A 13,484-nucleotide genomic window follows, 5' to 3' on the forward strand; every position below is an offset into this window, starting at 1 on the left:
GGTGCCAGGTGGACGGCGACCTCGAACACGTGCGGGTGGCGGTGATCGGGTCAGGGTTCGGCGGACTGGGGGCCGCCGTCAGACTGCGCAGGGAAGGGATCACCGACTTCGTGATCCTGGAACGCGCCGACGCGGTGGGCGGGACCTGGCGGGACAACAGCTACCCCGGTTGTGCCTGCGACGTCCCCTCCCACCTCTACTCGTTCTCCTTCGCGCCCAACCCGGACTGGCCGCGGGCCTTCTCCGGGCAGGAGCACATCCGGGCGTACCTCGAACGGGTCACCGACACCTTCGGGCTGCGGCCGCATCTGCGGTTCGGCGCCGAGGTGCTGCAGGCCCGCTGGGACGACGGCGCCCGCCGCTGGCACCTGACGACGGCGGCCGGCGAACTGACCGCGGACGTGGTCGTCTCCGCCACCGGGCCGCTGTCGGACCCGAAGATCCCGGACATCCCCGGGATCGAGGACTTCCCCGGGCGGGTCTTCCACTCCTCGCGCTGGGACCACGACTTCGACCTCAAGGGCAAGCGGGTCGCCATGGTGGGCACGGGGGCCTCGGCGATCCAGATCGTGCCGTCGATCCAGCCCGAGGTGGGCCGGCTGACCGTCATCCAGCGCACCCCGCCGTGGGTGATGCCGCGGATGGACCGGCCGATCGGCGCCGTCGAGCGCCGGCTGCACGGGATCGTGCCGGGCACGGCCAAGGCCAGGCGCGGACTGCTGTGGCTGATCCGCGAGTTCCAGGTGGGCGCGTTCGTCAAGCGGCCCAAACTGATGAAGGCCGCTGAGCAGATCGCCCGCAACCACCTGCGGCGCTCGGTGAAGGACCCGGACCTGCGCGCCCGGCTCACCCCCGACTACACCATCGGCTGCAAGCGCATCCTGCTGTCCAACACCTACTATCCGGCGCTCGCGCAGCCGAACACCGAGGTGCTCACCTCCGCGCTCACCGAAGTGCGCGGCTCGACGGTGGTCACCGCGGACGGCGCCGAGCGGGACGTCGACGCGATCATCTTCGGAACCGGCTTCCACGTCACCGACATGCCGATCGGCGACCGGGTGATCGGTGCCGACGGCCGCAGGCTCAGCGAGCACTGGAAGGACGGCATGGCGGCCCTGCGCGGCTGCACGGTGGACGGATTTCCCAATCTTCTGTTCATCATCGGTCCGAACACCGGACTGGGGAACAGTTCGATGATCCTGATGATCGAATCGTCGCTCAACTACGTCGCCTCCTACCTGCGGGCCCTGTCGGCGAGCGGCGGCGCGGCGCTGGACGCCAAGCCGGACGCAGTGAAGGCGTGGAACGACGAGATGCAGCGACGGGCGTCGCGCACGGTGTGGAACACCGGCGGCTGCAAGAGCTGGTACCTGGACGCCAACGGCCGCAACACCACCGCCTGGCCGGGTACCACCGCCGAGTTCCGGCGGGCCACCCGCGAACTGAAGCTGTCGGAGTACGAGGTGCTGGCGCCGGTCGCCGCCCAGGAGCGATCGGTGGAGGCCGTCTCATGACCCTGCCCTACGAGGCGGTGCGTGCCCGCCGTGAGCACACCGTCGTATCAGCGGACGGAACGCGCCTGCACGTCGAGGAGTACGGGCGGGCCGATGGTCCCACCGTCGTACTGGCGCACGGCTGGACGTGCTCCACGCTCTTCTGGGCGCCGGTCGTGCGGCTGCTGGCCGCCGACCACCGCGTCGTCGCCTACGACCAGCGCGGCCACGGCCGCAGCGGCGGGCCGGCCACCCGCACGGGTTACAGCACGGACCTCCTGGCCGATGATCTGCAAGCCGTACTGGAAACCGTCGTCCCCGACGGTCAACAGGCCGTGCTCGCAGGTCACTCCATGGGCGGTATGACGATCATGGCGGCATCCGGGCGGGTGCCGGTCACCACCCGCACGGCCGCGGTGCTGCTCGCCAGCACCGGCAGCGGGCGCCTGCTGGGCAGCACCGAGGTGCTGCCGCCCCGGTTCGGCGGGCGGTGGCTGCGGCGCGTCCTGCACCGTCAACTGCTCGTCTCCCGGCTGCCACTCGGACCGGTGACCCCCGTCTCGAAGGCCGCGCTGAAGTACGGCGTCCTGGGCGCCGCGTCGTCACCCGCGCAGGTGACCTTCACCGCGCGCATCGTGCACGCATGCCGCCCACGTCACCGCTCGGCCTGGGGACAGGTGCTGGCCCTGCTCGACCTGGACCGCGAACTCGCCGCGATCGGCGCGCCCACCGCCGTCCTGGTCGGCACCTCCGACAAGCTCACCCCCAAGTCGCACGCCCACCGCATGGCCGCCGCCCTGCCGCAGCTGGTCTCCCTGACCGAACTGCCACACCTCGGCCACATGACACCGATCGAGGACCCGCCCGCCGTCGCGCAGGTCATCCGGGACCTGGCCGCCCGGCACCTGGCGCCCGCCGCGGACCAGGCGGCCGGGAAGCCCGAACAGCAGCAGGAGCTGGCGAAGGAGGAGAAGACCGCATGAGCGGACGATCGCTGGACGGCCGGGTGGCCGTCGTCACCGGAGCGGCCCGCGGCGTGGGGGAGATGATCGCCCGCAAGCTCGCGGCCCGCGGCGCACGGGTGGCCCTGGTGGGCCTGGAACCCGACGAGTTGAAGAAGGTCGCGCAGTCGCTGCCCGGCGACGCCGCCCACTGGACCGCGGACGTCACGGACCGCGAGGCGATGAAGACGGTGGCCGCCGAGGTGCTCGCGCACTTCGGCCGCATCGACGTCGTCGTGGCCAACGCCGGTGTCGCCACCGGCGGTCCGTTCCTCGACTCCGACGCCGACGCGTTCGACCGGGTCATCCAGGTCAACCTGCTGGGCAGTGTCGCCACCGCCCGCGCGTTCCTGCCGGCGCTGGTCACCACCCGTGGCTACCTGCTGCAGATCGCCTCCCTCGCCGCGATCACCCCCGCCCCGATGATGGCCGCGTACTGCGCGAGCAAGTCGGGCGTGGAGGCGTTCGCGCACAGCCTGCGGGCCGAACTCGGCCACCGGGGTGTGGGGGTGGGCGTCGGCTACCTCAGCTGGACCGACACCGACATGGTGCGCGGCGCCGACGAGGACGAGGCGCTGCGCCTGATGCGGTCGCGTCTGCCCTGGCCCGCCAACCGGACCTACCCGCTGGAGCCCGCCGTCGACCGGCTCGTGGAGGGCATCGTCCGCCGCTCGCCGCACGTGTACGGACAGTGGTGGCTGCGCGGGATGCAGCCGCTGCGCGGCTATCTGCCGTCGATCATCGGCGGACCCATGGGACGCCGCGAAATGCGGCGTGCGGCACCGGCGCTGGCGCGCAACGCCGGTGCTCCCAGGGGCCTGGTCGGCCGCGGTGGGGCGGCGGACGAGGCCGAGCGATCATCGATCGATCACGCTCGGTAACAGTAACCGGCCGCTGACCTGCGGTAATTGTCCCAGGATGCGGGGGTTGTCCGGTCATGTCACTCTTGTCGAGGCCCCATTCCCACACACTCCAGGAGGAGTAACCATGGGCGCTTTCGATCAGTTCAAGGACCAGGCCACCCAGTACGAGGAGCAGGCCAAGGGCGCGGTCGGCAACAAGCGCGACAAGTCCGCCAACCCCCAGCAGCAGGAGCGCATGGACCGCGAGCGCGGCCAGCGTGACCCGCAGCGCGGCTCCGAGTTCGAGGACCGTGCGCGTGAGCGCATGGACCGGGACGCCGAGGAAGAGCAGGACTGGGCCTGAACGGCCTGACTTGAACGGTCGCCGACGACGACGGCGCGTGCGCCGCAGTCGGACGCAGTGACACGGGAAGGGGCACCCCCCGGGGTGCCCCTTCTTCGCTGCCCGCGACAGGTCGCCCTGCCGAGCCGTCCGGAAGAGTCTGCCGAGCCGTCCGGAAGACCGGAAGGGGGGGAACCCCGGTCAGCGCGGCGGGAGTTCGGGGCGGGCCCGGTTGGGTCGCGTGGACAGGTCCGGCGGCACGGCGGCCGGATGCCGCTCCAGCAGGTCGAGTGCGGTCCGCACGGCCACGGCGAGTTGGCCGTGGCGGCCCTCCGCCCAGTCGAGCGGCGTACGCAGGCACTCGATGTCGGGCGAGACGCCGTGGTTCTCGACCGCCCAGCCGTAGGCGTCGAACCAGGCGGCGTTCATCGGCACGGTGATGACGGTGTTGTCGCCCAGCCGGTGCCGGCCGGTCATGCCGACGACCCCGCCCCACGTGCGCAGGCCCACCACCGGTCCCAGGCCCAGGAGTTTGAAGGCCGCGGTGATCATGTCGCCGTCGGACGACGTCGCTTCGTCGGCGACCGCCACGATCGGCCCGCGCGGCGCGCTGCCGGCGTACGAGACCGGCTGGGCGTTGCGCGTCAGGTCCCAGCCGAGGACCTTGCGGGTCAGCTTCTCGATGACGAGTTCGCTGATGTTGCCGCCGGCGTTGCCGCGGACGTCCACCAGCAGCGCGTCGTACGCGACCTCCTTGCGCAGGTCCCGGTTGAACTGCGCCCAGCCGGAGCCGCCGAGGTCCGGGATGTGCAGGTAGCCGCAGCGGCCGCCGCTCAGCCGCCGCACGACCCTGCGGCGCCGGGCGACCCAGTGCTGGTAACGCAGCGGCCGGTCGTCGATCAGCGGGACGACGGCGACCCTGCGCGGCGCGCCCCGCCCGCCCGGCGGGAGGAACGTCAGCTCCACGGTGGTGCCCCCGGCGCCCGACAGCAGCGGGAACGGCCCGGCCTGCGGGTCGACCGGGCGGCCGTCGACGTGGGTGAGCACCGCGCCCTCCCGGATGCCGGTGCCGGCCAGCGGCGACCGCGCCTTGGAGTCCGAGGACTCGCCGGGCAGGATCCGCAGCACCGTCCACGTGCCGTCCTTGTTGTGCTGGAAGTCCGCGCCGAGCAGGCCGATCGGGCGCTGGTAGTGCGGCGGCCCCTCGCTGCGGCGGGCGGGCTGCACATACGCGTGCGAGGTGCCGAGTTCGCCGAGGACCTCCCGCAGCAGGTCGGCGAACTCGTCGGGCGTGGAGACGCGTTCGACCAGCGGCCGGTACTGGTCGAGGATCGCCGGCCAGTCCACGCCGCACATGTCGGGCGCCCAGAAGTAGTCGCGGATCAGCCGCCCGGCCTCGGCGTACGACTGACGCCATTCGGCGGTCGGTTCGACCTCGTGCAGGATGCGGCGCATGTCGACGTAGACGGTCGAGTCGTCGTCGCCGCGCTCGGTGGCGGGCAGCACCGCGAGGTCGCCCTCGTCGAAGACCGCCAGACGCTGGCCGTCGCCGCTCACCGCGTACCAGTCCATGTGGTGGACGAGTTCGGTGCGCTTGGACTTCCCGAGGTTGAAGTAGTCCAGCGTGGGCCGCGCGGAGGGGTCGGCCGGGTTGACGAACGTCTCGCCCAGCGCGCCGGAGATCGGCCAGCGCAGCCACACCAGGCCGCCCTGCACGGGTTCCAGCGCCGAGTACTTCGACGCGGCCACCGGGAACGGCGTCACCCGGTTCGGCAGACCCTCGGCCTCGACGACCACCGGCCCGTCGCCGACCGCCTCGCCCGGGTCCAGGCCGGAGCCGACCGGACTGCCCTCGACGCGCAGGGCGAAGGGCGAGGGCGTCGCCGAGTTCAGCGGCACGAGGTAGGGGCGGCAGCCCAGCGGGAACGACAGGTCGCCGGTGTGCACGTCGTACACCGGGTCGAAACCGCGCCACGACAGGAACGCCAGGTAGCGGCCGTCGCGGGTGAACACCGGCTGCTCGTCCTCGAAACGGCCGTTGGTCACGTCGAGGATCGTGTGATCGGACAACCGGGCGATCTTGATGGAACGCAGCGAGCGGCCCACCCCGGGGTGCGACCACGTCAGCCACGCCGAGTCCGGGGAGAACGCCAGGTCGCGCACGGGACCGTTGGTCGAGCGGATCAGCTCCTGGACGGTGCCCGCGGGCCGCGCGACCGGCGGGCGGCCGTGCGTCAACCGGTCGTCGTCGAAGTCACCCTCGCCGGTGGCCGGCCCGCGCGTCCCCGAGCCGACGGAGCCGTCGCCGTCGTCCCCCACACCGGTGCTCACCAGCAGCAGCCGGCCGTCGTGCGAGGCGACGGCGAGAGTGCCGCCGTCCGGCGAGGACACCAGTTCCAGGGCACGGCCCAGGCGTCCTGTCGCCAGCCGGACGCGGACGTCGTCCACGTCCCGCACGTCGCCGGAGCCAGACCCGGCCCCTGACCCGTCCGCCGATCCGGCCGCGGGTCCCGTCGCCGCGCCGCCCCCCGGGCCGCCGTCCCCCGAGCCGCCCTCCTCCGAGCCGTCGTCCGCCGAGCCGTCGTCACCGGCACCGCCGTCCCCCGCGCCCCCCTCCACCAGCGCCTCGGGCCGCGGCCCGGGCCGCTCCGTGCCGCCGCCCTCCCGACCGGACGGGCCCACGCCGGAACCGTCCGCCCGGGAACTGCTAGCGCCGGATCCGTCCGCCCCGGAACCGCTCGCCCCAGCCCCGTCCGGCCCGGTGCGCTCCGGCCCCGTGCCGCCGTCCGGCGGCCCCGGACCGTCCGGTCCTGCGCCGGTCCCCTCGTCCTGCCCGGTCCACCGCGTGGACCCCCGGCGGGCCCCCGCCCCCACCTGCACCGCGTCCCCGGCGGCCGCCGCACCGGCCGCCACCTCAGCCACCTCGCCGAGGCCCCCCTCATCCAGTTCCCCCAGTTCCTCCCGCTCACGGGACAGCGTCCGCGCCGCGCGGCCCGGCAGCGGCGCGAGCTCGATGCCGTCCTCGCCCTCCGCGTCCGTGACGTACGCGATCAGGCCGGTGTCGCCCAGCATCCTCGGCAGCCGCACCCGGGCGCCCGGCTCGTCGGCGATGGTGCGGGCCGGGCCGTCGCGGTGGGTGAGCCAGTACAGGCTGCCGCGGACGCACACCGCGCTCGCCCGCCCGGTGCGGTCGGTGGCCAGTCCGTCGACGTTCGAGGCGGCCGGCACCTGGTACGGGCGGCGCCCGCTTCGGGGCCCGCCCAGCCGGATGTCCAGGCGGCGCGGCAGGGCGTCCGGGTCGGCCAGGTCCTCGACCACCCACAGCTCGCCCGCGCACTGGTACACCACGCGCTCGCCGTCGGTCGACGCGCTGCGGGCGTAGAAGTCGGCGTGGTCGGTGTGGCGGCGCAGGCCGCTGCCGTCGGTCGCGCAGGAGTACAGGTTGCCGATGCCCTCGTGGTCGGACAGGAACGCGATGCGGCCCGCGACGAACATCGGCGACGCCAGATGCCCGTCGATGTCCGGGACCAGCCGCTCACCGTGCAGCCACAGGCGCCCGGTGGCACCGCCGCGGTACCGCTTCCAGGCGTGCGGCTCGTGCGGCGGCGTGCCGGTCAGCAGCAGGGTGCGGCGCTCGGTGCCGCCGCCCCGGGCGCACGGCCGGTCCTGGACGGCGATGTCGGAGACCGGACCCCACGGCAGCGGGGCGCCGGGCTCGCCCTCGGCCGGGACGCTGTGCGCCCACGTGTGGTACGCGAACGGCTTGCCGTGCGACGACACGGCCAGCACGTGGCCGTCCGGCGTCCACGAGCACACGCGGGTGTCGGTGCTGCCCCAGTACGTCAGCCGACGCGAGGGGCCGCCCTCGGCCGGGACGAGGTAGACCTCGGGGTCGAGACTGCGCCAGTTCGTGAACGCGATGGTGCCGCCGTCCGGCGAGAAGCGTGGTGGCCCCACCCGTGTACGGTCCGCGGTCACCCGCCACGCGCGCCCGGGAGGTCCGCCGGGCGGCCCGAGCGGGGCCACCCAGATGTCGTCCTCGGCGGCGAAGCAGACGAGGTCGCCGTTCAGGTGCGGGAACCGGAGGTACGCGCCATCGCTCACCCCTCCCATGGTTCGGGGCGCCCGGAGGCCCAGCAACTTTTCGGACAGGGGTGCGCCCCCGCGATACCCCGATCCGCCGTACACGCGCCCCGCGCTCCGGCGGCCGACCGCCCGCGCCCTGCCCGCGCCCGGCACCCCCAGGGGCCCCGCGCCGCACAAGGGCGCCCCCGCTACTCCTGCCCCTGCTCCCGCAGCCGCCGCTCCGCCGCCGCCAGCCGCGCCAGCGTCCGCTCCCGGCCCAGCGCGACCAGGGACTCGAAGAGCGGCAGGCCGACCGTGCGGCCGGTGACCGCGACCCGCACCGGAGCCTGCGCCTTGCCGAGCTTGAGGCCGTGCGCCTCGGCCACCGCCTCCAGCGCGGCCTTCAGCGGCTCCGCCTCCCACACCGCGCCGGACAGCGCCGCCGAGGCGTCCCGCAGCAGTTCCCGGGCGCCCGGCTTCATGGCCTTGGCCCACGACGCCTCGTCGTCCACCGGCTCGTCGAGGAAGAGGAAGTCGACGTTCGCGGTGATGTCCGACAGCACCGCGAGCCGGGTCTGCGCCAGCGGCGCCACCTGCGCGAAGACCTCCGGGTCGTACGACTCCGGCGCCCAGGGGGCGTGCGGCGCCATCAGCCACGGCGTGCACTCGGCGACGAAGTCCGCACCGGACAGCGCCCGGATGTACTCGCCGTTGAACGCGGTGAGCTTCTTGAGGTCGAAGAAGGCCGACGAGCCGTTGACGTCCTCGATGCGGAAGAGCCGCTCCAGCTCCTGGTAGGGCATGATCTCGCGGTCGCCGCCCGGGCCCCAGCCCAGCAGCATCAGGTAGTTGACCATGGCCTCGGGCAGGTAGCCCTCGGCGAGGTAGTCCTCCAAAGCGACCTTGTCCCGGCGCTTGGAGAGCTTCTGCCGCTTCTCGTTGACGATCACGGGCAGGTGCGCCCACACCGGCGGCCGGGCGCCGAGGGCCTGCCACAGCAGCTGCTGCTTGGGCGTGTTCGACAGGTGCTCCTCGCCGCGGATGACCTCGGTGATGCCCTCGTCGAGGTCGTCGACCACGTTGGCCAGCAGGAACACCGGCGAACCGTCGCCACGCGCGATCACGAAGTCCTCGATCGCGCTGTTGGGGAACGACGGCTCGCCGCGGATCAGGTCCACCACGACCGTCTCGCCCTCGTCCGGGGTGCGGAAGCGCAGGGCGCGGCCCGGCTCGTGGGCGAGCCCGCGGTCGCGGCAGAAGCCGTCGTAGCCCAGGTGCGGGGAGCCGGTGCGCTCGGCGAGCTGCTCGCGGGTGCAGTCGCAGTAGTACGCCGCGCCCGCCGCGTGCAGTTTCAGGGCGGCCTCGCGGTGGCGGCCGGCGTTCGCGGACTGGAAGTACGGGCCCTCGAAGTGCGGGTCGGCCTGCGAGATGCCGATCGCGGCGAGCGCGCTGACGATCCCGTCGATCCACTCCGGCTTGTTGCGGGCCGCGTCGGTGTCCTCGATCCGCAGTACGAAGGTGCCGCCGGACTGTCGTGCCACGGCCCAGTTGTAGAGCGCGGACCGCGCGCCTCCGACGTGGAACATGCCGGTCGGGGACGGTGCGAAACGGACGCGGGGCGCGGCATCAGACATGGGCCACAGCCTATCCGGCCGATCACCGGTGCCCGCGGACAATGACCTGGCCGCGGGGCTCGCGTAACGTGCTCCGGACGTTGACCGGTGAGGAGCAACCGGTGAGGAGCAACCCGCGGGTTGCGCACAGTGGACGGGAGCGGGCCGATGGCACTGGACGCGGACGTCGTGGTGGTGGGAGGCGGGCTGGCCGGGCTGGTCGCCACCGCCGAGCTGGCCGGGGCAGGACGCAAGGTGATCCTGCTCGACCAGGAACCGGAGGCGTCGCTGGGCGGGCAGGCCTTCTGGTCGTTCGGCGGGCTGTTCCTCGTCGACTCGCCGGAGCAGCGCCGTATGCGGATCAAGGACAGCACCGAGCTGGCGCTGCAGGACTGGATGGGCACCGCGGGCTTCGATCGGCCCGAGGACCACTGGCCGCGGCGCTGGGCGGAGGCGTACGTGCACTTCGCGGCGGGGGAGAAGCGGGCGTGGCTGCGCGAGCGCGGCATAGGCCTGTTCCCCGTGGTCGGCTGGGCCGAGCGCGGCGGGTTCCTGGCGACCGGCCCCGGCAACTCGGTGCCGCGCTTCCACATCACGTGGGGGACCGGCCCCGGCGTCGTGGCGCCGTTCGAGCAGCGGGTGCGGGACGCGGTCGCCGCGGGCCGGGTCGAGATGCGCTTCCGGCACCGGGTGACCGCGCTGTCGGTGACGGACGGCGTGGTGGACGGCGTCAGCGGCGAGGTGCTGGTGCCCAGCCTGGTGGGCCGGGGGGAGGCCAGTTCGCGCGAGGTGGCGGGCGAGTTCAGCCTGAAGGCGCAGGCCGTGGTGGTCACGTCCGGCGGCATCGGCGGCAACCACGACCTGGTGCGGGCCGCGTGGCCCGAACGGCTCGGCACCCCGCCGCAGAAGCTGCTGTCGGGGGTTCCGGCGCACGTCGACGGGCTGATGCTCGGGGTGGCCGGGAAGGCCGGCGCCGGTCTGATCAACGGCGACCGGATGTGGCACTACACCGAGGGCATCGAGAACTGGAACCCGATCTGGGCCCGCCACGGCATCCGCATCCTGCCCGGCCCGTCCTCGCTGTGGCTGGACGCGACCGGCCGGCGGCTGCCGGTGCCGTACTTCCCCGGTTTCGACACCCTCGGGACGCTCGAGCACATCATGCGTACCGGGCACGAGTACACCTGGTTCGTCCTCACCCAGAAGATCATCGAGAAGGAGTTCGCGCTGTCGGGCTCCGAGCAGAACCCTGACCTGACGGGCAAGAGCGTGCGCGAGGTGCTCAAGCGCGCGCTGCCCGGCGCTCCGGGACCGGTCGAGGCGTTCAAGCAGCACGGCGTGGACTTCGTGGTGGAACGCGAACTCGGCGCGCTGGTCCGGGGGATGAACGCGCTCAGCGGCGAGGGGCTGATCGACGAGACCGAGCTGCGGCGGGAGATCGAGGCGCGCGACCGCGAGATCGCCAACGCCTACACCAAGGACCTGCAGGTCACCGCGATCCGCGGCGCCCGCAACTACCTGGGCGACAAGCTCATCCGCACCGCCACCCCGCACCGGCTGCTGGACCCGAAGGCCGGACCGCTGATCGCGGTGCGGCTCAACATCCTCACCCGCAAGTCGCTCGGCGGCCTGGAGACCGACCTGGACGCCCGCGTGCTCACCCCGGCGCCCGGTGCGGGCGAGAGCCGCGGCGAACCGCTGCCCGGGCTCTACGCGGCGGGCGAGGCGGCGGGCTTCGGCGGCGGGGGGATGCACGGGTACCGCTCGCTGGAGGGCACGTTCCTCGGCGGCTGCATCTTCTCCGGGCGCGCGGCGGGCCGTGCGGCGGCCAAGGTGACCGCGTAGGGCGCGCGGCGGACGGGGATTCGGCAGCGGAATCCCGAACCGGGCCCGGAGGGTGCGTACATGCCCTCCGGGCCCTGTTCACGCGGCAGTTGGCAACTGATGTGACGGGACGTCAACTCGCCCCGGATGTCCGCCACTCCTGCTTCAAGCATTGACAGGGACAGGGCGGCTCCGCACTATGGGAGCGCTCCCACGTTAAGAGCGTGTAACCGAACCATGAATCACCGCACCACCTCCCTTGACCTCTCGAACCAGCTTCGACGGTCCACCCCCCATATGGAGGTTGTTCGCACATGGCAGTCCCGATAGTCCGACGCAGAACGGCCGCGTTGGCGGCGGCAGGCGCGCTCGTCGTCGCCTCCGGTGCCGTGGCCGCTGCGATGAGCACCACCGCCTCGGCCGCCACGGCCGGCTGCTCGGTGAACTACAGCGTGAACCAGTGGGACAGCGGGTTCACCGCGCAGGTCACCATCACCAACACCGGCCCCGCACTGAGCACCTGGACCCTCGGCTGGACCTTCGCCGGCAACCAGAAGGTCACCCAGGGCTGGAACGCCACCATCACCCAGAACGGCCAGGCGGTCACCGCCAAGGACATGGGGTACAACGGCGCGATCGCGACCGGCGGCACCACGAACTTCGGCTTCAACGCCTCGTACAGCGGCACCAACGCCTCGCCGACCGCGTTCACGCTCAACGGCGTGGCCTGCGGCGGCTCCGGCAGCACCGGTGGCAGCACGACCGGCGGCAGCACCACGGGCGGCAGCACGACCGGTGGCAGCACGACCGGCGGCAGCACCACCGGCGGCAGTACGACGGGTGGCAGCACCACGGGCGGCAGCACCACGGGCGGCAGCACGACCGGTGGCAGCACCGGCGGCACCACCCCGCCCCCGCCCGGGCAGAAGCTGGACAATCCGTACGTGGGCGCCAAGGGCTACGTCAACCCGGAGTGGTCCGCCGAGGCCGCCGGCGACGGCGGCCAGGCCATCGCCAACCAGTCGACCGCCGTGTGGCTGGACCGGATCGCCGCGATCAACGGCGTGAACGGCGGGATGGGTCTGAAGGCCCACCTCGACGCCGCGGTGCAGCAGGCCGCGGGACAGCCGCTGACCGTGGAGTTCGTGATCTACGACCTCCCCGGCCGTGACTGCTCCGCCCTCGCCTCCAACGGCGAGCTCGGCCCCACGGACATCGACAAGTACGAGACGCAGTACATCGACCCGATCACCTCGATCATGTCGGACTCGAAGTACGCGAACCTGCGGATCGTCAACATCATCGAACCCGACTCGCTGCCGAACCTCGTCACCAACGCGGGCGGCACGGCCGGTTCGACGGACGCCTGCGCGACCATGAAGGCGAACGGCAACTACGAGAAGGGCGTCAGCTACGCGCTGGCCAAGCTCGGCGCGCTGCCGAACACCTACAACTACATCGACGCCGGCCACCACGCCTGGCTCGGCTGGGACAGCAACCTCGGTCCCTCCGCCCAGGAGTTCTACAAGGTCGCGACGACGGGCGGCGCCAGCCTGGCCGACGTCCAGGGCTTCATCACCAACACGGCCAACTACAGCGCCACGGTGGAGCCTTACGTCAAGATCACGGACAACGTCAACGGCACGACCGTGCGCCAGTCCAAGTGGATCGACTGGAACAACTACGACGACGAGCAGTCGTACGCGGTCGGCCTGCGCAACCAGCTGATCTCCGACGGCTTCCCGTCCAGCATCGGCATGCTGATCGACACCGGCCGCAACGGCTGGGGCGGCTCCGCGCGTCCCACCGGTCCGGGCGCGACCACCAGCGTCGACACGTACGTCAACGGCGGCCGGATCGACCGCCGTATCCACGCCGGCAACTGGTGCAACCAGTCCGGTGCGGGCATCGGTGCCCGTCCGACGGCGGCGCCCGCGGCGAACATCGACGCCTACGTGTGGATCAAGCCCCCGGGCGAGTCGGACGGTTCGAGCTCGGCCATCTCGAACGACGAGGGCAAGGGCTTCGACCAGATGTGTGACCCGACCTACGGCGGCAACGCGCGCAACGGCAACAACCCGACGGGTGCCCTGCCGAACGCGCCGCTCGCCGGCCACTGGTTCTCGGCGGAGTTCCACCAGCTCCTGCAGAACGCGTACCCGCCGCTGTCGTAAGTCCTGAAGAGCCTGAAGAGGCGGACGGCGGATCCCCCCACCGGGCCCGTGACGGGGCCGCGTCCTGGTCGACCCGACCAGGACCGCGGTCCCGGAGCGGGCCTGCCGCCTGTCCGGGCGCCGTCCAGG

General features: G+C 72.7%; 8 protein-coding genes. 6 read left to right on the top strand and 2 right to left on the bottom strand.

Features of this window, described 5'->3' with window-relative positions; all coding sequences use genetic code 11:
* Positions 1-8: 8 nt before the first annotated feature.
* From K7862_RS03880 to K7862_RS03895, 4 genes are all read left to right on the top strand, one after another.
* The gene (locus K7862_RS03880) at positions 9-1,514 is read left to right on the top strand and encodes a flavin-containing monooxygenase (protein ID WP_222960616.1); all 1,506 of its coding nucleotides are present in this window, start codon (positions 9-11) and stop codon (positions 1,512-1,514) included.
* The gene (locus K7862_RS03885) at positions 1,511-2,476 is read left to right on the top strand and encodes an alpha/beta fold hydrolase (protein ID WP_222960617.1); all 966 of its coding nucleotides are present in this window, start codon (positions 1,511-1,513) and stop codon (positions 2,474-2,476) included. Before K7862_RS03880 ends, K7862_RS03885 begins: the two co-directional genes overlap by 4 nt.
* Positions 2,473-3,375: an SDR family oxidoreductase gene (locus K7862_RS03890; RefSeq protein WP_222960618.1), complete on the top strand. Its 903-nt coding sequence runs from the start codon at positions 2,473-2,475 to the stop codon at positions 3,373-3,375. The genes K7862_RS03885 and K7862_RS03890 overlap by 4 nt, the downstream gene beginning before the upstream one ends.
* Before the next feature lie 106 nt (positions 3,376-3,481).
* On the top strand, positions 3,482-3,700 hold the full coding sequence (locus tag K7862_RS03895) for a hypothetical protein (protein WP_222960619.1): 219 nt from the start codon (positions 3,482-3,484) through the stop codon (positions 3,698-3,700).
* A 180-nt stretch (positions 3,701-3,880) separates the two neighbouring features.
* Here K7862_RS03895 and K7862_RS37270 read toward each other — a convergent pair whose 3' ends face one another.
* Positions 3,881-7,792 carry a S41 family peptidase gene (locus K7862_RS37270; RefSeq protein WP_262412617.1) on the bottom strand — a complete coding sequence of 1,304 codons (3,912 nt, stop codon included), beginning with the start codon at positions 7,790-7,792 and terminating at the stop codon, positions 3,881-3,883.
* Between the two features lie 161 nt (positions 7,793-7,953).
* Positions 7,954-9,330: a glutamate--tRNA ligase gene (gene gltX, locus K7862_RS03910; RefSeq protein WP_262412651.1), complete on the bottom strand. Its 1,377-nt coding sequence runs from the start codon at positions 9,328-9,330 to the stop codon at positions 7,954-7,956.
* A gap of 195 nt (positions 9,331-9,525) precedes the next feature.
* Here gltX and K7862_RS03915 point away from each other — a divergent pair, with 195 nt between their 5' ends.
* Positions 9,526-11,202: an FAD-binding dehydrogenase gene (locus K7862_RS03915; protein ID WP_222960625.1), complete on the top strand. Its 1,677-nt coding sequence runs from the start codon at positions 9,526-9,528 to the stop codon at positions 11,200-11,202.
* A 293-nt stretch (positions 11,203-11,495) separates the two neighbouring features.
* Complete coding sequence (locus K7862_RS03920) at positions 11,496-13,355, top strand: glycoside hydrolase family 6 protein (RefSeq protein ID WP_262412618.1); 1,860 nt, start codon at positions 11,496-11,498, stop codon at positions 13,353-13,355.
* Positions 13,356-13,484 lie beyond the last annotated feature (129 nt).

The organism is Actinacidiphila acidipaludis (genome assembly GCF_019890725.1).
In the GTDB taxonomy this organism is placed as follows: domain Bacteria; phylum Actinomycetota; class Actinomycetes; order Streptomycetales; family Streptomycetaceae; genus Actinacidiphila; species Actinacidiphila acidipaludis.

Coding starts and splice junctions, on each gene's coding strand:
- K7862_RS03885 (WP_222960617.1), top strand. CDS start 1,511: ATGACCCTGCCCTACGAGGCGGTGCGTGCCCGCCGTGAGCACACCGTC.
- K7862_RS03890 (WP_222960618.1), top strand. CDS start 2,473: ATGAGCGGACGATCGCTGGACGGCCGGGTGGCCGTCGTCACCGGAGCG.
- K7862_RS03895 (WP_222960619.1), top strand. CDS start 3,482: ATGGGCGCTTTCGATCAGTTCAAGGACCAGGCCACCCAGTACGAGGAG.
- K7862_RS37270 (WP_262412617.1), bottom strand. CDS start 7,792: ATGGGAGGGGTGAGCGATGGCGCGTACCTCCGGTTCCCGCACCTGAAC.
- gltX (WP_262412651.1), bottom strand. CDS start 9,330: ATGTTCCACGTCGGAGGCGCGCGGTCCGCGCTCTACAACTGGGCCGTG.
- K7862_RS03915 (WP_222960625.1), top strand. CDS start 9,526: ATGGCACTGGACGCGGACGTCGTGGTGGTGGGAGGCGGGCTGGCCGGG.
- K7862_RS03920 (WP_262412618.1), top strand. CDS start 11,496: ATGGCAGTCCCGATAGTCCGACGCAGAACGGCCGCGTTGGCGGCGGCA.